This window comes from Variovorax sp. SRS16 (assembly GCF_901827165.1).
Lineage (GTDB): Bacteria > Pseudomonadota > Gammaproteobacteria > Burkholderiales > Burkholderiaceae_C > Variovorax.
In genome coordinates this window covers 4,079,337-4,100,508 of sequence record NZ_LR594666.1, presented here as the reverse complement: position 1 = coordinate 4,100,508, position 21,172 = coordinate 4,079,337, and the positions used below count along the sequence as shown (strand labels likewise).

Genomic DNA, 21,172 nt, shown 5'->3' with positions numbered 1-21,172 from the left:
GTGTCGCTCTTCAGATCTGCCTCCACCGTTTCCCTGCTGACGCTCGCCTCCCGGGTCACGGGTCTCATCCGGGACGTGCTCATGACCTCGGTGTTCGGCGTCAGCGCGCTGACCGACGCGTTCTACGTCGCGTTCCGCATCCCCAATCTCTTTCGCCGGGTGTTCGGCGAAGGGGCGTTCAGCCAGGCTTTCGTGCCGGTGCTGGCGGCCTGCAAGACGGAACGCGGCGAAACGGGTGCCAAGGAACTGGTGGACCATGTGGCGACGCTGCTCGTGTGGACACTGGTGGTGGTGTGCGTGCTCGGCGTGGTCGGGGCGCCGCTGATGGTCCTGGCCATGGCGAGCGGGCTGAAGCAGACCGCCGACGGATTCGACGCGGCGGTCGTGATGACGCGCTGGATGTTCCCTTACATCGGCTTCATGTCGCTGGTGGCGCTGGCCGGCGGCATCCTGAACACCTGGCGCAAGTTCGTCGTGCCGGCGGCTTCGCCGGTGCTGTTGAACGTGGCGCTGATCCTGTCGATCGTCGTCGGCGCACCTTGGTTCAGGCGTCATGGGATCGAGCCGATCTATGCGCAGTGTGTCGGTGTGATGGTCGGCGGCGCGCTGCAACTGGCGCTGCAGATACCGGCGCTGCGCGGCCTCGGCATGATGCCGCGCATCGGCGCCAGCATCGACGCGATGCGCATTGCGTGGGCCGACCCCACGACGCGCAAGATCGTCCGGCTGATGCTGCCGGCGCTGGTCGGCGTCAGCGTGGCGCAGATCTCGCTGCTCATCAACACGCAGATCGCCTCGCACCTCGCGCAGGGCAGCGTCAGCTGGGTCACCAGCGCCGACCGGCTGATGGAGTTCCCGACCGCGATGCTGGGCGTGGCGCTCGGCGTGGTGCTGATGCCGCAGCTCGCCGCCGCGCGCGCGGCGAAGAACGACGCGCACTATTCGGCGATGCTCGACTGGGGTCTGCGTCTGGTGGTGCTGCTCTCGGTGCCTTGTGCGGTGGCGTTGCTGGTGTTCTCGCAGCCGCTGGTCGCGGTGCTGTTCCACAACGGCAGGTTCAGCGATGTCGACGTCCAGCGCACCACGGTGGCGCTGATGGGCTATGGCGTCGGGCTGATCGGCCTGGTGGCGATCAAGGTGCTTGCGCCCGGCTACTACGCGAAGCACGACATGCGCACGCCGATGCTGATCGCGGTCGGCGTGCTGGTGTTTACCCAGGTGCTCAACGTGTTCCTGGTGCCGGTGCTGCAGCACGCGGCGCTCACGCTGACGATCGGCATCGGCGCCATGGTCAATGCGGCGTGGCTGCTCGTCGGCCTGATGCGGCGCGGCAGCTACAAACCCGAGCCCGGCTGGGGCAGGTTCCTGCTGCAGGTGCTTGCCGCCGCGCTGCTGCTCGCCGCGCTCCTGGTCTGGGGCAACCAGCATTTCGACTGGATCGGCCTGCGCGAGCATCGTCTGTACCGCATCGGCCTGCTGGCGGCGCTGATTGCGGGCGCCGCCGCACTCTATTTCGCGGTGCTCGCCGCGGCGGGGCTCAAGCTGCGCAGTTTCATGCGCCACTGAGCGTTGCAGGCGCCGCAAGCGGCGGTGCCGTCTTGACGCTCCCGCCGCGCTCCTCTACAAAGACACATGACGTTCAGCTTTTCGACGCCCACCGCTCTCGAGTACTTCGAATCGCTCGTGAAGAGCGACGAGCAGTTCCCGCTGCTCGAAGCGGCCGCCAGTCTCGCGCAGGACGAATACCCGGAACTCGACGTGCAGCAGGTGCTGGGCGACATCGATCAACTGCTCGCGCGGCTGCGGCGGCGCTTGCCGGCGGACGCGGCGCCCTTGCAGCGTTTGCGCGCGCTCAACCAGTTCTTCTTCCACGACCTCAGCTTCGGCGGCAACGTCAACGACTACTACGACCCCGACAACAGCTACCTGAACGCGGTGCTGCGCACGCGGCGCGGCATTCCGATCTCGCTCGCGGTGCTGTGGATGGAACTGGCCCAGGGCCTGGGCCTGCAGGCGCGCGGCGTGGCCTTTCCGGGCCATTTCATGCTGAAGGTGACGCTGCCGAAGGGACAGGTGGTGATCGACCCCTTCACCGGCAAGTCGCTGTCGCGCGAGGAACTCAGCGAACGGCTCGAACCCTACAAGCGCAGCAATGGCCTGGTCGGCGATTTCGATGTGCCGCTCGGCCTCTACCTGCAGCCGGCGGCACCGCGCGAGATCATCGGCCGGATGCTGCGCAACCTGAAGGAAATCCATCGCGCGCAGGAAGACTGGCAGCGTGCGATCGCGGTGCAGGACCGCCTGGTCGCCCTGCTTCCCGAGGCCTGGGGCGAGCATCGCGACCGCGGCCTCGCGCATGCCGAACAGGGCAACACCGCACTGGCGGTGCGCGACCTCGAGACCTATCTGGCGCATGCCGAGGATGCACTCGATCTCGATGCCGTCGCCGAACGGGTCGCCGCCTTGCGCCGCGCGAGGAACTGATGGACGCCGCCAGGGCCGCGGCGGTGGATCTCGGCACGCTGCACGAGTTCCACGGCATTCAGCCGGTGCTGCCGGTGGCGGATGCGGCAAGGGCGGCGCGCTACTTCTGCGACGTGCTCGGCTTCGAGCTCGACTTCATCGCGGGCGAGCCGCCGAGCTATGCGCGCGTGAAGAAAGGCGATCGCAGCTATGGCGATCCGGTGTACATCCGCCTCTGGCAATGCGGCCGGCGCGATGCGGTGGCATGGCGCGGCGAGATCGTGATCCATGTCGGCCGCGATGTCGACGGACTGCATGCGGCCTACGTGAAGCGCGGCGTTGCCATCGTCGAGGCGCTGGTATCGCAGCCCTGGGGCCTGCGCGAATTCGCGATCCGCGAGCCCGACGGGCACGTGCTGCGCTTCTGCGGCTACCTGTCGTAGGCAGGGTCTTTGGCCGTCGGGGTGGCACGTATCGTGCAGGATCGCAGCCATGGGCTTTCCTGCCATCGAAACCTTCCGTCGGTGGCTGAGTGCGTTCGCGCGTCGGGGCCAGCCGCTGCGGGTGTTGATCGCGCTGGGCAGTGCGGCGGCGCTTTGCGGGTTCGGCGGCCACCTCGAAGCGGCGCCGCCCGTCCTGCTGGGCATTGCCGCGAGTGCGCTGGCCGAGACCGACGACAGCTGGCGCGGGCGCTTGCGCACGCAGCTCTTCGCGTGGATCTGCTTGGCGATCGCCGCGTCGGTGGCGGCGCTGCTCTTCGACAAGCCCCTGATCTTCGCCGCGGTGCTCGTAGCGGCGGCGTTCTGCCTGACGATGCTGGGCGCCGTCGACGTGCGCTACAAGCCGATCGGCCATGCGACGCTGATCCTTGCGTTGTCCGTGGTGCTGGCCGTCGGCCAGGCACCTGCAACGGGCATCGAACGCGGGCACCTGCTGCGCCTGTTGCTGGCCGGCGCGGCGGGGTACGGGTTGCTGTCGGTGCTCTGGTGCGCGGTGCTGCCGGCACAGCCGGTTCAGCTGCGTTTGGTGCGGTTGTTCGATGCGCTCGGCGACGGCATGCGTTTCAGGGCCTCGCTGTCCGGCGCCGCGCGCGGGCCTGACTTCGAACGCGAGGGCCTGTCGCTGGCGCTCTTCAATGCGGCGGTGGTGACGGGACTCAATGCGGCCAAGGAGAGCATCCTGCGCCGCATCGGCACCGGTGCGCCGACGGAATGCATCGCGCGCTATCGCGGGCTCTACCTGATCGCACAGGACGTGCACGAGCGCGCCAGCGCGTTCCATCACGACACCGGCCCGCCGGATGAGGGATCGCTGCACGACGCCCTGCTGGTGCGCTGCCGGCAGGTGCTCGACCTGCTCGGGCAGGGCTGCATCCGCCTGGCCCGTTCGATCGAGCGGCACGAGCCCTTGGCGACCGAGGCCGGGGGCGAGCGCGCGTTGGCGGATCTGCATACCGCGATCGCGCATGCGCGCGACAGCGCCGCCATGCCGGATCGGATGGCGTCGCTGCCGTCGATCGAGGCCATCGCGCAGAACCTCGCGCAGCTCGAGGAGCGACTCGCCAGCGCGAGCCAGCCGTCCGGCCGCACGGTGCGTACCGACCTGGGTCCGCTGGACCGCGCACCGCGCTCGTGGCGCGATGCGGCCAGGCGCGTGCGGCGCCAGCTCGCGACGCGCTCGGCGCTGTTTCGCCACGCATTGCGGCTGACGCTCGCCCTGCTGGTCGGCGGCGGCGCGGCGTGGCTGCTTCGTCCGTCGCAGGGCGGCTGGATCCTGCTCGCGGCGCTCCTGGTCTGCCAGCAGAGCGCCGGTGAAACCGTCGCGCGCATCGGCCGTCGCATGGCCGGCACTTTGGTCGGCATCGCGGCCGGCTGGGGGCTGCAGCAGGTGCTTGCGCAACCGCTGCCGCACGCGCTGCTGGCCGTGGCGGCCGGCGTGTTTTTCTTCGCGGCGCGCGACGAGCGCTCGCTGCGCGCGACCGCGGCAATGGCGCTGCTGGTGATGCTGTGTTCCAGTCCGGCGAAGCTCGGTGTGGCGTCGATCGCGCCGTTGCTGGCCGACGCGGCCGCCGGCTGTGTGATCGCGGCTCTCGCGCTCCTGCTGGTGCTGCCTTACTGGCAGGCGCGGCGCATCAACGAACTGGCCGCGGCCAGCCTGCGCAACCACGCAGCCTATCTTCGTCAGGCCATCGAGCAGTACCGCGCCGGCGCGCACGACGACCTTGCCTACCGGCTGGCGCGGCGCAACGCCCACAACGCCGATGCCGCGCTGTCGACGGCCGTGGCGGACCTGTTGCGCGACCCGCGATGGATGTGGCCGCGTGCCCTCGCGGCGCTGCGATTCCTGCTTCGCTCGCACGCCCTGCTGAGCGGACTCTCGGCACTCCGGCGCGCGCCGTGCCGCGTTGCCCGATCCGAGTGGGTCGCAAGGCTGCGTGAAGCGGCCGAGGCGAGGCGACGGCGCTCGAGCATTGGCCGATGAACTCGAGGCGGTGCGATCGGCGGTGGAAACGGGCTTCGGATTCCCGGTCCCGGTGGACTGGGTGCGGCGGCGGCCGGGTTGCCAACTCGCGGTCATGGAACTCTCGTGGATCCAGCGGCGATCGGGGCCCTGCGTCGCCATGCGAGCGAATGGCTCTCGCGGGACGGCGGCAGGTCGCCGGACGATGCCGGCCGCGGGATCGGCGAGACGCGCGCGGCTGACGCGCACGGCTAACGCCCGGCAGCCTTTGCGCGCCCGACGGCGATCCTGTCACCGAACTGGTGCCAGGCGCGGCGCAATTGCGTCGGAGCCGAAGCCCGAGACTTCGGCCGCCCGTGACGCTGGCGCGGATGCCAGCGCCAGCTGGCCGTCGCGAGCCGCAGGCGCCGCAGGTATTCGAGCGGCGCGATGCCCGCATGCTCGACGAAGAGACGCGTGAGATGCCGTGCCGAGGTATGCGCCACCTCGGCCATGCGCGGCACGGTCCAGTCGTCCTGCGGCTGCCCGCTCACGGCGTCCTGCACGCGGTGCAAGGCGGCATGGAGGTGGTTGCGGTAGGCGAGAAAGGGCGACAACTCCGGATCCTGCGGCCCGCGCCGCAGCGCCATCACCATGGTCTGCCGCGACCTGTGCCGCCAAGGCTTCGCCGCAGGTTCGCAATGCGATGCAGCATCAGGTCCAGGCCGGTCGTCACGCCGGGCGCTGCTGTAGACGGGCGGGTCGAGCACGAACACGCGGTTGCTCACCACCTCGCAGCGCGGCTCGACCTGCCGCAGTTCGTCGAGGTGATGGTGATGGGTGGTTGCGCGACGGCCCGCGAGTTGGCCCGCATGCGCCGCGAGCAGTGCGCCGGCACAGACCGTGATCAGTTCCAGCCGGTCACGCTCGAAATGCTGGCCGCGCAGCCAGTGCAGCAGTTCCTGCGTCTCGTCGCTGTCGACTGCGATGGTGTGGCCGGGCAGGCCGAGCAGCACGATCCAGGTGGACCCGCCATTGCGTCGGCAGCGGCACAAGCCCGACAAGGCGACGCCGACCGAAACTGATCGAGGCCGGCGCGGGCTCGCGAAGTCCATCTCGAAGGCGCCGGCTGGCCGGCCGCCAGCAGCAACTGATTCGTGATGCGAAGCGCTTCCGCCGGGCCGGCCCAGTCGAGTACCAGCTGTGGTCAGCAGGACGAAGACGACGCGGATCGGCCGCCGGCGCGCTCACGTCAGCGGCGACAGCCGCGCCGGCGCGCGCGAGTGCCTCGTCGACGCTGCACACCTGCGCGAAGCGGTCCTGCAGCACGGTGGCGGTGCGTGCCTTGATGTCGGCCGGACAAGGCCGGCCGTCGGGCTGCACCATGTCGAAGGTCAGCGTCGCATCGATCACGTAGTCGACGGTCCAGCCGAGGTCCGATGCGTGGCGCGTCGTGGTTTCGCAGCACTGCTCGGTACGGATGCCGCTCACGATCAGCCGGCCGATGCCGTTTCTCGGTCAGCCATGCCTCGAGCCCTGTGTGGACCAGGGCGCTGTGCCGGTGCTTGGTGAAGGTCGCGGCGGCATCGAAGCGCGCGAGCTCTTCGAGCGGGCGCACGTGGCCCGATTCGACCGCGAAGGGGTTGCTCGCGCTGGCGGGACCATCGACGTGGAAGATCCGCACGATCGGAATGCCGGCGGCAATGCAGCCTTCGATCAGCGCGTTCTGGGCCGCGATGTAGGGCACGAAGTCGCGCCGGGTGAAGTACGGGCGCTGGCGGAAGGACTCCTGGGCGTCGATCACTATCAGACAGCTTTTCATGGCGGATGCTCTTTCTCGTCGAGTGAATGATGCGCCGTATTCTTCTCGGACACCATGTGTCTCGTCCGCGCCATGCGGGACAAGAATCGATCGGATCCGGACACGCAGTCTCTCAGACCAGCCCGGCCACCTGCAGCTCTTTCTTGACGTAGGCATAAAAGAGCGGCGCGGCCACCAGCCCGGCCGGGCCGAACACTGCCTCGGCGACGAACATCGCGACCAGCAGCTCCCAGACCGTCATATGGGTCCGGCTGCCGACCACCTTGGCATTGATGAGGTATTCGGCCTTGTGGATCAGGATCAGGAACACTAGGCAGGCCGCCGCGGCGAAGGGCGAGACCGACAGCCCGACCAGCGTGATGACGGTGTTGCACACCAGGTTGCCCACGATCGGCACCAGGCCGGCGACGAAGGTCAGCGTGATCAATGCCGGGGCATAGGGCAGTTCCAGGCTCCACAGCGGCAGCACGAACAGCAGGAAGACGGAGGTCAGCAGGGCATTGAACGCAGCGATCCAGAACTGGGCTGCCACGATCTGGCCGAAGGCCTGCCCGAACAGCGTGATGCGCTGCTTCAGCTGATGGGTCAGGGGCCGGCCGGTGGCCGGAGGCTTCGAGACGGCCGCCAATGCGCCCACGATAAGGCCGACGTACGAGAACAGCACCCCGGCCAGCCATGCGCGCCCGGTCAGTGCGAGCGCCCCGGCCTGCGCGCGCAGGTAGCCGGCGACGATGCGCTGCACTTCGGCCGAACCCTCGGGCAGGTAGGCGCCGATCTCCGGCGGCAGCTTGAGCCGCAATTCCAGGATGGTACGGGCGATGTAGTCGAGCAATTCCTGGTACTGCTCCGGCGCGTTGAGGACGAATTCGCGCGCTTCGGAAAACGCGACGATCAGCATGCCGATCGGAGCCAGCATCATGAGCGTGGCGGCGATGCCGCGCGACAGCGAGGAGGGTGTGCGCGGCATCGCCGTGCCCGCGCGCGCAGGCAGCGATCGCCGCAAGGCGAGGTCCAGCACGCGGGCGATCCAGCGCGTGCCGAGAAAGCCGATGCAGATGCACAGCAGGCCGGGCAGCAGTCCATGCCACATCACCAGCAGCAGAGCGCTGGCGATGAGCAGGTAGCTCGCCGCAATCAGGGTCCGTGACGCCGGAGGCGGGGTCTCGCTCACGCGCTGCGGCGGCTCAGGCAACGACCACCGCGGCGCCGGCGCCGCGCTCGGCGATGGTGCCGATCTCGTGCACCGTCTCGCCGGCCGCCCGCAGCGTCGCCGCGCAGGCGGCCGCCTCGGCGGCGGTGATCACGACCACCATGCCGATGCCGTTGTTGAAGGTGCGGTTCATCTCGATGTCGTCGATGCCGGCCACTTTCTGCAGCCAGGCGAACAGCTCGCTCCGTGGCCAGCTGCCCTTGCGCAGGTGCGCGGCCGTGCCCTCGGGCAGCACGCGCGGGATGTTTTCGAGCAGGCCACCGCCCGTGATGTGCGCCAGGGCCTTGATCGGGTGCTTCGCCAGCGCGGCGAGAACGGGCTTCACATAGAGCCGGGTCGGCGCCATCACGGCTTCTCGGAAGGGGCGGCCGTCGAGCGTCGCGGGCAGATCCTTGCCGGCACGCTCGATCACCTTGCGCACCAGGCTGAAGCCGTTGGAATGCACGCCGGCCGAAGCCAGGCCCAGCACCACGTCGCCCGGCTTGACGTCCTGGCCCGTGAGGATCAGCGACTTTTCGACCGCGCCGACTGCGAAGCCCGCGAGGTCGTATTCGCCGGCCGGGTACATGCCGGGCATTTCGGCCGTCTCGCCGCCGATCAGCGCACAGCCGCTCAGCTCGCAGCCGCGCGCGATGCCGCCGACCACGGCGGCGGCTGTGTCGACATCGAGCTTGCCGCAGGCGAAGTAGTCGAGGAAGAACAGCGGCTCGGCGCCCTGCACCAGCACGTCGTTCACGCTCATGGCGACCAGGTCGATGCCCACTGTGTCGTGCATGTTCCACTCGAAGGCGAGCTTGAGCTTGGTGCCGACGCCGTCGGTGCCGCTCACCAGCACGGGTTCCTTGTAGCGCTTGGGCACTTCGAACAGGGCGCCGAAGCCGCCGATGCCGGCCAGCACGCCCTCGCGCATCGTCTTTTTCGCCAGCGGCTTGATGCGATCGACCAGCGCGTCGCCGGCATCGATGTCGACGCCGGCGTCCTTGTAGCTGAGCGGGGTGGTCGGGTTGGAGTTCATGGGGTTGAGCGGACGAAAGAGGGGAAGGTCGAACAGGAGGACAATGACGCCGGCAACCGCAGTGGTCGGGCCGATAGAATTCCTCACGATTTTAAGGGCGGCCATGCCCTGTCCCATGAACCCTCGTTCCGCGTCACCCGCGCCACCCCAGCCGCTCGCAGCGGCCATGGCATGAAGCAGCTTGCGCTCGACATCGGCATCGCGTCCGGTCCGACGCTGGCGGGTTTCTTTGCCGGGCCGAACGAGCCCGCGCTGCGGCATCTGACGCTCTGGGTGGGCGATGCGCGCTCGCCCACGGTCCATTCGCCGGTGCCCACCTACCTGTGGGGCGAGGGCGGCAGCGGCAAGACACACCTGCTCGAAGCGGTGCGCAGCGCCTTGCGCGAGCAGGGCGCGAGCACCGGGTGGTTGCATGCCGGCGTGATGGACCCGCCCGAGTTCGATGACCGCTGGGGTGCCGTGCTGTTCGACGACGTGCATCTCTACACCGCGGTGCAGCAGCACGCGGCCTTCAACTGGTTCGTCAATGCGCAGACGCTGCAGCGCGGCGTGGTGGCGGCGGGCACCGTGCCGCCGGCCGACCTGCCGCTGCGCGAGGACCTGCGCACGCGCCTCGGCTGGGGCCATGTGTTCCACTTGCAGGTGCTGAGCGAAACCGAGCGCCGTGCCGTCCTGCGCCAGGCCGCGGACGATCGCGGCGTGATGCTGTCGGACGAAGTGCTCGACTACATGCTGCATCGCTTCAGCCGTGATCTCGGCAGCCTGATGGAACTGCTCACGCAACTCGACGGCTATGCGCTGCAGACCCAGCGCGCCATCACCATCCCGCTGATCCGGTCGATGCTCGAAAATGAATAAGGGCGCGCGTTGCGTCTCCTCTCTCCAATGATCAAGAAATTCATCGACAAACTCCTCGGCAAATCCGCTGATGCCGCTTCCAGCAAGAACCGCTTCGGCAAGCGCCAGGAGGTGGCCGCGTCGGTGCACGGCATCGATCCGTCCCTGGTCGACGAACGCGCCAGGAACGTGGTCACCACGCTGCAGGATGCGGGCTACGAGGCCTATGTGGTCGGCGGCGCCGTGCGCGACCTGCTGCTCGGCCTCAGGCCGAAGGACTTCGACGTCGCCACCAACGCCACGCCCGAACAGGTGAAGAGCCTGTTTCGCCGCGCCTTCATCATCGGTCGGCGCTTTCGCATCGTTCACGTGGTGTACGGCCGCGGGCGCGAGCACGAGGTGATCGAGGTCTCGACTTTCCGCGCCTACATGGAAAGCGTGGGCGCCGAGCAGGTGGCGGGCAACGAGCGCACCAGCAAGAGCGAGCTCGCCGGCATGAAGCACGCCGTCGACGCCAGCGGCCGCGTCCTGCGCGACAACGTCTGGGGTCCGCAGGAAGAGGATGCCGCGCGCCGCGACTTCACCGTCAACGCGATGTACTACGACCCGGCCAGCCAGGTGGTGGTCGACTATCACAACGGCATCAAGGACGCGAACAAGCTCACGCTGCGCATGATCGGCGATCCGATCACGCGCTACCGCGAGGATCCGGTGCGCATCATTCGCGCGATCCGCTTTTCGGCCAAGCTCGCCGCGCTCGGCTTCAAGCTCGAGCCCAAGACGGCGGCGCCGCTGGTCGAGTCGAGCCGGCTGCTGGCCGACGTGCCCCAAAGCCGGCTGTTCGACGAGATGCTCAAGCTGCTGCAGACCGGTCACTCGATCGCGACGGTGGCGCAATTGCGCAAGCTCGGCCTGGCGACCGGCATCTATCCGCTGCTCGACGTGGTGGTGGAGCGTGCCGACCAGCCTTTCGTCAAGGCCGCGCTGCTCGACACCGACCGCCGCGTCGGTGAGGGAAAGCCGGTGGCGCCGAGCTTCCTGCTGGCCTGCGTGCTGTGGGCCGATGTGCGCGACGGTTGGGCGCAGCGCATCGAAGGCCGCAACGGCCAGCGCTCGCAGCCCGCGTTTCCCGCGCTGCAGGACGCCATCGACGACGTGTTCAATTCGCGCATCGGCGACGTGTCCGGTCGCGGCAAGCTCGCGGCCGACATGCGCGAGATCTGGATGATGCAGCCGCGCTTCGACAAGCGCAGCGGTGCCACGCCCTACAGCCTGGTCGAGCAGGCACGCTTTCGCGCGGCCTTCGACTTCATGCGGCTGCGCGCGGATGTCGGCGAGATCGGCGAGGCGATCGCCGAGTGGTGGCAGGAATTCAGCACGGCCGACGACGTGCGCCGGCAGGACCTGATGGAGCAGGTGCGCGACGAGCAGCACAAGCGCACGCGCCAGCGGGTGCCCGCACGGGCAGCGGATGCGGCGCCGGCCAGCGCGCCAGCGGCGCAGGCCGACGAGGCGGCGCTGCCGCCGGACGGCGAACTCGCCACGGCGCCCCGCAAGCGACGCCGCCGGCGCAAGCCGCGCACCGGCGGCGGCGGCGAAGCCGGCAGCGCTGCCGCCGAATGACGATCCGGGCCTACGTCGCCATCGGCGCCAACCTCGGCGACGCGCGCGCGACGGTGACCCGGGCGATGCAGGATCTGGACGGGCTGCCGCGCACCCGTGTCGCGTCGCGGTCCTCGCTGTACCGCAGTGCGCCTGTCGATGCCGATGGACCGGATTTCATCAATGCGGTGGTCGGGCTCGATACCGCGATGGACGCGCATGCGCTGCTTGCCGAACTCCAGCGCCTCGAACTCGGCGCAGGCCGCGAGCGCCCCTACCGTCACGCGCCGCGCACTCTCGACCTCGACCTGCTGCGCCATGGCGATGCCGTGATCGACACGGCGATGCTCACGCTGCCGCATCCGCGCATCGCGCAGCGCGCCTTCGTGCTTCTGCCGCTGGCCGAGATCGCGCCCGAGCTGGTCACGCCCGGTCAGCTGGCGCAGGTGGCGGACCAGCGCATCGAGCGGCTCTGAGGCCGACGCCGGCCCCGCCCATTACACTTGCGCGGTTTTTCACGATGGCGTCACGCGCATGTGATGGCCGCGAATCCAGGAGATCGCCATGTTCGGCAAGCTGCTGCCCCGCGAGGGGAATTTTTTCGAGATGTTCAACCAGCACGCCGACCGCATCGTCGAAGCCGCGCGCGCGTTCGAGCAACTGGTGGCGAACTACAACGACTTGCACCTGCGCGAACAGTACAACCGCGATGTCGACAACGCAGAGCGCGCGGCCGACCGCGTGACGCACGACGTCAACCGGCTGATTCACAAGACCTTCATCACGCCGATCGATCGCGAGCAGATCCACAAGCTGATCAACACGATGGACGACGTGGCCGACCTGATCCAGGACTCGGCCGAGACCATGGCGCTCTACGACGTGCGCCACATGACCGAGGAGATCACCCGCCTCACGACGCTCAGCGTGAAATGCTGCGAACGCGTCAAGGACGCGGTCAAGTTCCTCTCCAAGATCACCGACCCGGCCACGGCCGAAGCCACGCTCAAGGCCTGCGAGGAAATCGACCGGCTCGAATCCGACGCCGACCGCGTGATGCGCAGCGCCATGAGCAAGCTGTTTCGCGAAGAGCCCGACGTTCGCGAGGTCCTCAAGCTGAAGGCCATCTACGAATTGCTCGAAACGATCACCGACAAGTGCGAGGATGTCGCCAACGTCATCGAGGGCATCGTCCTCGAGAATTCCTGAGCACGGACGGCGAATGGCAACGGTTCAGGTCGCCCTCTGGGTGGTGGTGGTGCTGGTGGTGTTGGCCATCGCCTTCGATTTCATGAACGGCTTCCACGACGCGGCGAATTCGATCGCCACCGTCGTGTCGACCGGCGTCCTCAAGCCCGGGCAGGCGGTGGTGTTCGCGGCTTTCTTCAACCTGGTCGCGATCTTCGTCTTTCATCTGAGCGTCGCGGCCACTGTCGGCAAGGGGATCGTGCAGCCGGGCGTCGTCGACGTGCACGTCGTGTTCGGCGCGCTGGTCGGCGCCATCAGCTGGAACTTCGTTACCTGGTACTACGGCATTCCGAGCAGCTCCTCGCATGCGCTCATCGGCGGCATCGTGGGCGCGGTGATCGCCAAGGCCGGCTCTGGTGCGCTGATCGCCTCGGGCATCTGGAAGACGGTGGCGTTCATCTTCATCTCGCCGCTGCTCGGCTTCTTTCTCGGCTCGTTCATGATGGTCGTGGTGGCCTGGGTGTTCAGGACCTCGACGCCGTCGCGCGTCGACCGCTGGTTCCGGCGCCTGCAGATCATTTCGGCCGGCGCCTACAGCCTCGGCCATGGCGGCAACGATGCGCAGAAGACGATCGGCATCATCTGGATGCTGCTGATCGCGACCGGCTATGCGGCCGCCGATGCGGCCAATCCGCCGACCTGGACGATCGTGGCCTGCTACACGGCAATCGCGCTCGGCACCATGTTCGGCGGCTGGCGCATCGTCAAGACCATGGGCCAGAAGATCACCAAGCTCAAGCCCGTGGGCGGCTTCTGCGCCGAGACGGGGGGCGCGCTGACCTTGTTCCTGGCCACTGCCTTGGGCATCCCGGTGTCGACCACGCACACCATCACCGGCGCCATCGTCGGCGTCGGCTCGACGCAGCGCGCCAGCGCGGTGCGCTGGGGCGTGGCGGGCAACATCGTGTGGGCCTGGATCTTCACGATTCCGGCCTCGGCCTTCGTGGCGGCGATCGCCTACTGGATCGGGATCCAGGTGTTCTGACGCACTACTGGGACATCAACCGGCCTTCTTCGACCTGGTTCTCGAAGTAGCGCTGGAAGCTGAAGGCAATGCTGGCCATGAGGACCGTGCTGCCGATCATCAGCGCCAGCACGATGGCGCCGATCGTGAGCCAGTTGGTGCTGCCTGCGGCACTTTCGAGCGGCTGGCCGGCGTTGTAGCGTGCGTTCCACTTCTCGGGCGTCATCAGTCCGTAGACGATGGCGGTCAGGGCGCAGCCCGCGATGGTGAAGCCCAGGAGTGGAATCAGTACCCAGCTCAGGCCGTCGTCCATGCCGAACTGCTTGACGCGTTCGAGGCCATACAGCCCGAGTGCGGTGGGGATCGGGAGCAGCCATCCCAGGATGCTGCCGAAGCCGCCGAGGTAGAAGCAATGCAGGCCCAGCGGGCCGCCAAGAAAGGCCAGCCAGGCCGTCAGGGTCTTGTTCTTCATTCGGGCCTCGTCGAGCTGCCTTCGCCCAGAACCTTTTCCATCAGCACGACGTCGCGCCACTCGCCGAACTTCCAGCCGCAGTCCTTGAGCACGCCGACGTGGCTGAAGCCCTGGGCGCGGTGAACCCCGACCGACCCTGCGTTGGCGGAGTCGCCGATCACCGCGATGAGCTTGCGCACGCCGACGGATTCGGCGGCCTTTGACAGCGCCGCCAGCAGCTGCGTGCCGAGGCCCTGGCCCCGCGCGCCTTCGGCCAGGTAGATCGAGTCCTCGGCCGAGAATCGATAGGCCGGGCGTGGCTTGAACCAGTTGCAATAGGCGAAGCCGAGCAGCTCGCCCTCGCGTTCGGCGACGAGGTACGGCAGGTTCTTCGACAGCACATCGGCGCGGCGGGCTGCCATGTCGGCCTCGGTGGGGGGCTCGGTCTCGAAGGTGCCCGTGCCGTGCAGCACATGGTGGGCATAGATGGTCGTGATGGCCGCGACGTCTTCGTCGCGGCTGGGGCGGATGGTGGTCATTCGGGGGCGCTTGGCGCTGCCAGGGTGGTTGAAAAAGTGGAGCGGGCTATAATCGTGGGCTTTTCAGCGTGTCGCTGGCCGGGTGGCCATGTCGCGTGTCTCGACGCTGGAAGAACACCGTGGGCGAACCTTCTCGGTTTGCTGCACCACCCGAAGGATAAATCATGGTCGTCATTCGACTCTCCCGCGGCGGCTCCAAAGGCCGTCCGTTCTTCAACATCGTTGTGTCGGACAAGCGTGTTCGCCGCGATGGCCGCTTCATCGAACGCCTGGGTTTCTACAATCCCACGGCCAAGGAAAACGAAGAAAGCATCCGCATTGCGCAGGATCGCCTGACCTACTGGAAGAGCGTCGGTGCGCAAGCCTCGCCGACCGTCCACCGTCTGATCAAGCAAGCTGCCGACGCGGCGCCCAAGGCGGCAGCCTAAGCCGCCGGCCCGGCGATGCTGCCCACCCTCGAAGCCGCCGAATTGCCGGCGGACGCGATCGAAGTGGCGCGCATCGCCGACGCCTGGGGCATCAAGGGCTGGTTCAAGGTCCTGCCCCACAGCGCCAGTCCCGAGGCGCTTTTTTCCTCCAAGCGCTGGTTTCTGCAGCCGCCGGGCGCCAAGACGGCCAGCGCATTCCGGCTCGCGATCCGCGAGGCCAAGGAACACTCCGATTGCATCGTCGCCTCGTCGGAAGACGTGGCGGACCGCAACGCGGCCGAAGCGCTGCGCGGCGCGCGGGTGTTCGTGCCGCGTTCGAGCTTTCCCACGGCAGCCGAGGACGAGTACTACTGGGTCGACCTCATCGGGCTTTCGGTCGTGAACCGCGAAGGCATCGTGCTTGGCACCGTGCGCGAACTGCTCGCCACCGGCCCGCAGACCACGCTGGTGCTGGAAGCCCAGGAGGACGGCAAGCCCGTCGAGCGCATGGTGCCCTTCGTCTCGGCCTTCGTCGACAAGGTCGATCTGCCCGGCCGGCTGATCACGGTCGACTGGCAGCCGGACTATTGAGCGGGCAGGGGCGGCGCCATGCGCTTCGACGTCATCACCCTGTTTCCCGAACTCTTCACGCCCTTTCTGGCGAACGGTGTCACGCGCCGCGCTTTTGAGTCGAAGCAGGTCGAGGTCGTGCTCTGGAATCCGCGCGACTTCGCCGAAGGCAACTACCGGCGCGTCGACGACCGGCCTTTCGGTGGCGGTCCCGGCATGGTGATGATGGCCGAGCCGTTGTCGGCCTGTCTCGATGCCGCGCTGGCAGCGCGTGCGGCCGCGGCGCCCGTGGTGCTGTTCTCTCCGATCGGCGAAAGCCTGCGCCACGAGGCCGTCGAGCGGTGGTCGGCAAGCGAGGGCGCCGTTCTGGTCTGCGGCCGCTACGAGGGCATCGACCAGCGCTTCATCGACGCGCGCGTCACGCACCAGATCAGCCTGGGCGATTTCGTGTTGTCGGGCGGCGAGGTTGCTGCCATGGCGCTGCTGGACGCGGTCGCCCGGCTGCAGCCGGGTGTGCTCGGCGACGAAGCCAGTCATGTCCAGGACAGCTTCAATCCCGCGCTCGATGGCTTGCTGGATTGCCCCCATTACACCCGGCCGGAGCAATGGAACGGCGAGGGCGTGCCGGCGGTGCTGCTGTCCGGCCATCACGTGCAGATCGAGCGCTGGCGGCGCGACCAGCGGCTGGCGATCACCCGGCAAAAGCGACCCGATCTGATCGACGCGGCGCGCGCTGCGGGCCGGCTCAGCCCGCTCGATGAGAAGGCACTCCGGAAAAAGCTATAATCTTTGGCTCCCCGATCCTCTGCCCGGCCGCGCCGACTCTTTCGAAGGCGCCTTTTGTGTAGCGCGAGCACGATCGAATCCAGGAAATCATGAACCTCATCCAGACCCTCGAGCAGGAAGAAATCGCCCGGCTCGGCAAGAAGATCCCCGATTTCATGCCCGGCGATACCGTCATCGTCAGCGTGAGCGTCGTGGAAGGCACCCGCAAGCGCGTGCAGGCCTACGAAGGCGTGGTGATCGCCAAGCGCAACCGCGGCCTCAACAGCGGTTTCACGGTGCGCAAGATCTCCAGCGGCGAAGGCGTGGAACGCACCTTCCAGACCTACAGCCCGCTGATCGCCGGCATCGAAGTCAAGCGCCGCGGCGATGTGCGCCGCGCCAAGCTGTACTACCTGCGCGAGCGCAGCGGCCGTTCGGCTCGCATCAAGGAAAAGCTGCCCGGCAAGTCGTCGGCAGCCTCGGCCGCTCAATAAGCAGTGCCTGCCTGCCTCGCAAAAAGCCGCCGTTCGAGGCGGCTTTTTGCATTGGCCCCGTGCTGCAGCGAGGCAAGCGTGATTTATGTTGTGGTGCTGCGTGTCGCGCCGGCGCCGTTTCTGCGTTTTACTTGACCCGTATTCTTTCTTGACCGCTCCATCGCCCGCCATGCGCGCTTCCTCCGTCGAAACCATCAACGCCATCCTGCCGTCGGCACTGAGATCGTTCGACCCGCGCCAGGCTCCGGTGATCGGCATCGATTCGGCGTTGCCGGCAGTTCCGCCCGCAAGGCTCACCGCACGTGCCCTGCGAGCGCGCTTTGCCACGCCTCCCGTCTGGGCGCCCGAACTGCGGCGTGAACCCCAACTGACGGACCGCATGCCGGCACAAGCCGCCGTGCTCGTGCCGATCGTGATGAGGGACGAGCCGACGATCCTGCTCACCGAGCGGACGACCCATTTGTCCACGCACTCAGGCCAGGTCGCCTTCCCTGGTGGACGGGTCGACCCCGAAGATGCCAATATCGCCGCTGCCGCGCTGCGTGAAGCGTGGGAGGAGGTCGGCCTCTCGGCTGACTACATCGAGGTGCTGGGCAGCCTGCCGACCTACACCACGGTGACCGCCTTCGTCGTGACGCCGGTCGTCGCCCTCGTGCGTCCGGATTTCGAACTGACCCTCAATCCTGATGAGGTCGCCGACGCTTTCGAGGTGCCTTTCGCCTATCTGATGAATCCCGCGAACCATCGGCGCCATGTGCGGATCGACCCCGATTTCGGCTCGCGTGAATGGTTGTCCATGCCCTACCAGGACGGCACGCGTGAGCGCTTCGTCTGGGGCGCGACGGCCGGCATGCTGCGCAATCTCTACCGCTTTCTTTCGGCATAGATTCGCCCATGGGGCAGCGCGCGGAGGGCTCACCCTAGAATCCACGGATGAGCTTCTTTGCGATCCTGTGCGCGTTGCTGATCGAGCAGGTGCGACCGCTCGCGTACCACAACCCCGTCTACGGCGGCGTGCTCGCATGGACGCGCTGGACCAGCCGCAATTTCGACGCGGGCAAGCCGCACCATGGCTGGGTGGCCTGGTGCCTGGCGGTGCTCATGCCGACGCTGATCGTGCTCGGTGTGCACTGGTTGCTCGTTCTGACCCTGGGCCTGCCGTTCGCGGTGCTCTGGAGCATTGCGGTGCTGTACGTCACGCTCGGCTTCCGGCAGTTCAGCCATCACTTCACCGGCATTCGCGACGCGCTCGACGAGGGTGACGAGCCGCTCGCCCGTTCATTGCTCGCGCACTGGCAGCATGTCGATGCGGCCGATCTGCCGCGCAGCGAAATCGTGCGGCATGTGATCGAGCATTCGGTCATCGCGGCGCACCGGCATGTGTTCGGCGTGCTGGCCTGGTTCTCGGTCCTGGCCGCGATCGGGCTCGGGCCGGCCGGCGCGGTGTTCTACCGCATGAGCGAATTCGTTTCTCGCTACTGGATCCACAAGAACGGTGCTTCGATGCAGCCCTCCAGCATCTGGGTCCAGCAGGCTGCAAGGCGCGCCTGGACCTTGATCGACTGGCTGCCCGCGCGCATCACGGCGCTCGGCTTCGCCGTGGTCGGCAGTTTCGAGGAGGCGATCGACTGTTGGCGCAACGATGCGCGGCGCTTTCCCAACGAGAACGATGGCGTGATCCTCGCCGCGACCTCGGGCGCGGTGAACGTGAGGCTCGGCGGCGGCACGCTGAGCGCGGCACCGGTGCTCGCCGATCCGTTGTCGCGTGCGCAGGCCGGCGATTCCTTCGCCGGCGGCCGCGGCCCCGACAGCGGCAGCACGCCGGGACGCGAGCCCGAGCCGGCGCATCTGCGCAGCGTCGTCGGGCTGGTCTGGCGTTCGGTCGTGATGTGGATGGTGCTGCTCGCGCTGCTCACCCTGGCGCGATTGCTGGGGTGAGCGAAGCCGTGTCGGCCTCGCGTGGCGTCCCCGGTTTCTGGAGTCCGCGCATCGGCGCGCTGGAGCCTTATGTTCCCGGCGAGCAGCCGCGCATCGCGAAGCTCGTCAAGCTGAACACCAACGAGAACCCCTATCCGCCGTCGCCGCGCGTGATCGATGCCGTTCAGGCCGCGGCCGCCAACGGACTCGAGCGCTATCCCGATCCCGAATCGGTCACGCTGCGCGAGGCGATTGCGGCGCGCTACGGTCTCGCGTCCGCGCAGGTGTTCGCCGGCAACGGCTCCGACGAAGTACTGGCCCATGCCTTCTTCGCCTTCTTCCAGCAGGCCGAGCCCTTGCTGATGCCTGACATCAGCTACAGCTTCTATCGCGTCTACGCGCAGCTCTACGGCATCGACTGCGAGCTGCAGCCGGTCGATCAGGGTCTGCGCATCGATGCCGATGCGCTGGCCGCGCGTGCTGCGGCCGGTTGCGCGGGCATCGTGCTGGCGAATCCCAATGCGCCGACCGGTATCGGGATGCCGCTCGCGTGCATCGAAAAGCTGCTCGATGCGTGTCCCCGTCGCGTGGTGCTGGTGGACGAGGCCTATGTGGATTTCGGCGGAGAAAGCGCGATGCCATTGATCGCCCGGTATCCGAACCTGCTGGTCGTTCAGACGCTGTCCAAATCGCGTTCGCTTGCAGGGCTGCGTGTCGGCTTTGCTTGCGGCCACGCGCATCTGATCGAAGGTCTTCAGCGCGTCAAGAACAGCTTCAATTCCTATCCGCTCGACCGTCTTGCGACCGCGGGCGCGATCGCGGCCTTCGAGGACGAAGCGTGGTTCATCAAGACGCGCGACGCGGTGATCGACACGCGGGAAGGATTGACCTTGCAGCTGGAAGACCTCGGCTTCGAGGTGCTGCCTTCGCAAGCCAATTTCGTGTTCGTCCGGCATGCTGCGCACGATGCGGCCCGTCTCGCGGCCTCGCTGCGCGAACGCGCGGTGCTGGTCAGGCATTTCAATCAGCCGCGCATCGCGCAGTACCTGCGCATCAGCATCGGCACGCGCGACCAGTGCGCGGCGCTCGTCGATGCGCTCGGCGATATCCTCGGCGCGGCTCAGTAGCGCGTGCGGCTCAGTTCCGCGAACAGCTCGCCGTAGATCCGGTAGCGCGAGGCGCTGATCGTTCCGGAGCGACCGGGCGACTCCACCTGCGCGATCACGCCGCATCCCGGCTCGTGCAGGTGCGTGCAGTTGTAGAACTTGCAGCCCGACGCATGCTCGGCGATGTCGGGCATCAGGTGCGCGAGCTGCATCGCCTCGATGTGATGCAGGCCGAATTCCTGGAAGCCGGGCGAGTCGATCAGCGCGGTGGTGCGCGCAGCGTCCACCCAGTACCACGTCGTGCTGGTCGTGGTGTGCTTGCCCGAGTTGAGCGCTTGCGAGATCTCGCCGGTCAGCGCCAGCGCGCCGGGCACCAGCAGATTGATCAGCGTGCTCTTGCCCGCGCCGGAGGGGCCCAGCACGAGCGTGGTCCTGCCCGCGAGCAGCGTGGTCAGCGTGGCACGGTCGGCCTCGCCGTGCGCGGTCAATGCCAGCGCAAGCACGTCGTACTTCATGCGGCGGTAGGGCGCCAACCTGGCCCAGGCCCGTTCGAAAGGCTTGACCAGGTCGCTCTTGTTGAGTGCGATGACCGGCACGATGCGTTCGGCCGCGGCGGCGATCAGTGCGCGTGCGAGCTGGGTTTCGGAGAACTCGGGCTCGGCTGCGATGAGGATCAGCACCTGGTCGAGATTGGCCGCGAAGGACTTGGTCCGGATCTCGTCCTGGCGATAGAACAGGTTCTTGCGCGGCCTGACCTGCTCGATGGTGCCTTCGTCCTCGCTGGCCTGCCAGAGCACGCGGTCGCCGACGACGGCCTGGCTTTTCTTGCCGCGTGGATGGCAGATCAGGCGATCGCCCTGCGGCGTTTCGACGAGGCAGTGGCGGCCATGGCTCGCGATGACCAGCCCTTCGCGCAATGCCGCATCGCTTGCGGCGCCGCGCTGCTTAGCCAACGGCGGCTTCCATGCGCTCAGGCGGCCAGCAGGGCATCCGCCTGCGCCGCGCAATCGAAGTCGGCGGCGGAGATGCCGCCGACATCATGCGTGTTGAAGCGCACGACACAGCGGCTGTAGTGCACCGACAGGTCCGGATGGTGGTCCTGCCTGTGCGCGACCAGCGCCAGGGCATTCACGAAAGCGATGGTCTCGAAGTAGTTCGCGAAAGTGAAGGTCTTCTCGATCGCGACATCGGCGCCGTCGCCGGTGAGCTTCCAGCTTTCGAGCCGGGCCAGGCCGGCCACGATCTCGGTGGCGCTCAGCGCGCGGCGGTGAGTCGTCTTCCAGTCCTTGGGCTTCAGCATGCTGCTCATGATGGGCCTTTCTT

23 protein-coding genes and 1 pseudogene are annotated in these 21,172 nt (G+C 67.7%); 16 read left to right on the top strand and 8 right to left on the bottom strand.

Annotation, left to right across the window (positions count from 1 at the left end; genetic code table 11):
• The 4 genes from murJ to E5P2_RS19900 all read left to right on the top strand — a co-directional run bounded on the left by murJ (nucleotide 1) and on the right by E5P2_RS19900 (nucleotide 4,944).
• A complete protein-coding gene (gene murJ / locus E5P2_RS19915) occupies nucleotides 1-1,566 on the top strand; it encodes a murein biosynthesis integral membrane protein MurJ (protein ID WP_162568815.1) in 1,566 nt (521 codons plus the stop codon).
• A 66-nt stretch (nucleotides 1,567-1,632) separates the two neighbouring features.
• Nucleotides 1,633-2,484 (top strand): SirB1 family protein, encoded by an 852-nt coding sequence (locus E5P2_RS19910; RefSeq protein WP_162568814.1) that lies wholly within the window; start codon nucleotides 1,633-1,635, stop codon nucleotides 2,482-2,484.
• Nucleotides 2,484-2,906 (top strand): bleomycin resistance protein, encoded by a 423-nt coding sequence (locus E5P2_RS19905; RefSeq protein WP_162568813.1) that lies wholly within the window; start codon nucleotides 2,484-2,486, stop codon nucleotides 2,904-2,906. Before E5P2_RS19910 ends, E5P2_RS19905 begins: the two co-directional genes overlap by 1 nt.
• A gap of 49 nt (nucleotides 2,907-2,955) precedes the next feature.
• Nucleotides 2,956-4,944, top strand: a complete 1,989-nt coding sequence (locus E5P2_RS19900; RefSeq protein ID WP_232080768.1) for an FUSC family membrane protein — start codon at nucleotides 2,956-2,958, stop codon at nucleotides 4,942-4,944.
• A gap of 230 nt (nucleotides 4,945-5,174) precedes the next feature.
• Here the strand turns inward: E5P2_RS19900 and E5P2_RS19895 are convergent, their stop codons facing one another.
• From E5P2_RS19895 to purM, 4 genes and pseudogenes are all read right to left on the bottom strand, one after another.
• Nucleotides 5,175-6,017 carry an AraC family transcriptional regulator gene (locus E5P2_RS19895; RefSeq protein ID WP_332107571.1) on the bottom strand — a complete coding sequence of 281 codons (843 nt, stop codon included), beginning with the start codon at nucleotides 6,015-6,017 and terminating at the stop codon, nucleotides 5,175-5,177.
• Nucleotides 6,018-6,162: 145 nt separating this feature from the next.
• A pseudogene (locus tag E5P2_RS37800) lies at nucleotides 6,163-6,724 on the bottom strand (isochorismatase family protein); the annotation flags it as partial.
• 112 nt (nucleotides 6,725-6,836) lie between these two features.
• Complete coding sequence (locus tag E5P2_RS19885; protein WP_232080767.1) at nucleotides 6,837-7,895, bottom strand: AI-2E family transporter; 1,059 nt, start codon at nucleotides 7,893-7,895, stop codon at nucleotides 6,837-6,839.
• A gap of 13 nt (nucleotides 7,896-7,908) precedes the next feature.
• A complete protein-coding gene (gene purM / locus E5P2_RS19880) occupies nucleotides 7,909-8,949 on the bottom strand; it encodes a phosphoribosylformylglycinamidine cyclo-ligase (protein ID WP_162568811.1) in 1,041 nt (346 codons plus the stop codon).
• A 171-nt stretch (nucleotides 8,950-9,120) separates the two neighbouring features.
• Between purM and hda the strand changes: the two genes are divergently transcribed.
• The 5 genes from hda (at nucleotide 9,121) to E5P2_RS19855 (ending at nucleotide 13,621) form a co-directional block, all read left to right on the top strand.
• A complete protein-coding gene (gene hda / locus E5P2_RS19875; RefSeq protein ID WP_162568810.1) occupies nucleotides 9,121-9,807 on the top strand; it encodes a DnaA regulatory inactivator Hda in 687 nt (228 codons plus the stop codon).
• 27 nt (nucleotides 9,808-9,834) lie between these two features.
• The gene (pcnB, locus tag E5P2_RS19870; RefSeq protein ID WP_162568809.1) at nucleotides 9,835-11,409 is read left to right on the top strand and encodes a polynucleotide adenylyltransferase PcnB; all 1,575 of its coding nucleotides are present in this window, start codon (nucleotides 9,835-9,837) and stop codon (nucleotides 11,407-11,409) included.
• Nucleotides 11,406-11,864, top strand: coding sequence for a 2-amino-4-hydroxy-6-hydroxymethyldihydropteridine diphosphokinase (folK, locus tag E5P2_RS19865; protein WP_162568808.1), 459 nt, complete (start codon nucleotides 11,406-11,408; stop codon nucleotides 11,862-11,864). Before pcnB ends, folK begins: the two co-directional genes overlap by 4 nt.
• Nucleotides 11,865-11,952: 88 nt before the next feature.
• Entirely contained in the window at nucleotides 11,953-12,597 is a 645-nt protein-coding gene (locus tag E5P2_RS19860) for a DUF47 domain-containing protein (RefSeq protein ID WP_162568807.1), read from the top strand.
• A gap of 13 nt (nucleotides 12,598-12,610) precedes the next feature.
• Nucleotides 12,611-13,621: an inorganic phosphate transporter gene (locus E5P2_RS19855; protein WP_162568806.1), complete on the top strand. Its 1,011-nt coding sequence runs from the start codon at nucleotides 12,611-12,613 to the stop codon at nucleotides 13,619-13,621.
• Nucleotides 13,622-13,625: 4 nt separating this feature from the next.
• On the opposite strand, the gene E5P2_RS19850 is transcribed toward E5P2_RS19855, so the two are convergent.
• Both E5P2_RS19850 and E5P2_RS19845 read right to left on the bottom strand, forming a co-directional pair.
• Nucleotides 13,626-14,072 carry a hypothetical protein gene (locus tag E5P2_RS19850; RefSeq protein ID WP_162568805.1) on the bottom strand — a complete coding sequence of 149 codons (447 nt, stop codon included), beginning with the start codon at nucleotides 14,070-14,072 and terminating at the stop codon, nucleotides 13,626-13,628.
• Nucleotides 14,069-14,590, bottom strand: coding sequence for a GNAT family N-acetyltransferase (locus E5P2_RS19845; protein WP_162568804.1), 522 nt, complete (start codon nucleotides 14,588-14,590; stop codon nucleotides 14,069-14,071). The genes E5P2_RS19850 and E5P2_RS19845 overlap by 4 nt, the downstream gene beginning before the upstream one ends.
• A gap of 164 nt (nucleotides 14,591-14,754) precedes the next feature.
• On the opposite strand from E5P2_RS19845, the gene rpsP reads away from it, so the two are divergent.
• The 7 genes from rpsP (at nucleotide 14,755) to hisC (ending at nucleotide 19,870) form a co-directional block, all read left to right on the top strand.
• Nucleotides 14,755-15,018, top strand: coding sequence for a 30S ribosomal protein S16 (gene rpsP, locus E5P2_RS19840; protein ID WP_162568803.1), 264 nt, complete (start codon nucleotides 14,755-14,757; stop codon nucleotides 15,016-15,018).
• A 15-nt stretch (nucleotides 15,019-15,033) separates the two neighbouring features.
• A complete protein-coding gene (gene rimM / locus E5P2_RS19835; RefSeq protein WP_162568802.1) occupies nucleotides 15,034-15,588 on the top strand; it encodes a ribosome maturation factor RimM in 555 nt (184 codons plus the stop codon).
• 18 nt (nucleotides 15,589-15,606) lie between these two features.
• A complete protein-coding gene (trmD, locus tag E5P2_RS19830; RefSeq protein ID WP_162568801.1) occupies nucleotides 15,607-16,353 on the top strand; it encodes a tRNA (guanosine(37)-N1)-methyltransferase TrmD in 747 nt (248 codons plus the stop codon).
• Between the two features lie 89 nt (nucleotides 16,354-16,442).
• A complete protein-coding gene (gene rplS, locus E5P2_RS19825) occupies nucleotides 16,443-16,826 on the top strand; it encodes a 50S ribosomal protein L19 (RefSeq protein WP_162568800.1) in 384 nt (127 codons plus the stop codon).
• 169 nt (nucleotides 16,827-16,995) lie between these two features.
• The gene (locus tag E5P2_RS19820) at nucleotides 16,996-17,712 is read left to right on the top strand and encodes a CoA pyrophosphatase (RefSeq protein WP_162568799.1); all 717 of its coding nucleotides are present in this window, start codon (nucleotides 16,996-16,998) and stop codon (nucleotides 17,710-17,712) included.
• 47 nt (nucleotides 17,713-17,759) lie between these two features.
• Nucleotides 17,760-18,764, top strand: coding sequence for a CobD/CbiB family protein (locus tag E5P2_RS19815; protein ID WP_162568798.1), 1,005 nt, complete (start codon nucleotides 17,760-17,762; stop codon nucleotides 18,762-18,764).
• Nucleotides 18,761-19,870 carry a histidinol-phosphate transaminase gene (gene hisC, locus E5P2_RS19810; RefSeq protein ID WP_232080766.1) on the top strand — a complete coding sequence of 370 codons (1,110 nt, stop codon included), beginning with the start codon at nucleotides 18,761-18,763 and terminating at the stop codon, nucleotides 19,868-19,870. The genes E5P2_RS19815 and hisC overlap by 4 nt, the downstream gene beginning before the upstream one ends.
• On the opposite strand, the gene rsgA is transcribed toward hisC, so the two are convergent.
• Nucleotides 19,864-20,802 (bottom strand): ribosome small subunit-dependent GTPase A, encoded by a 939-nt coding sequence (gene rsgA, locus E5P2_RS19805; RefSeq protein WP_162568797.1) that lies wholly within the window; start codon nucleotides 20,800-20,802, stop codon nucleotides 19,864-19,866. The genes hisC and rsgA overlap by 7 nt on opposite strands.
• Nucleotides 20,803-20,819: 17 nt before the next feature.
• Nucleotides 20,820-21,158 (bottom strand): 4a-hydroxytetrahydrobiopterin dehydratase, encoded by a 339-nt coding sequence (locus E5P2_RS19800; RefSeq protein ID WP_162568796.1) that lies wholly within the window; start codon nucleotides 21,156-21,158, stop codon nucleotides 20,820-20,822.
• Nucleotides 21,159-21,172: the final 14 nt, after the last annotated feature.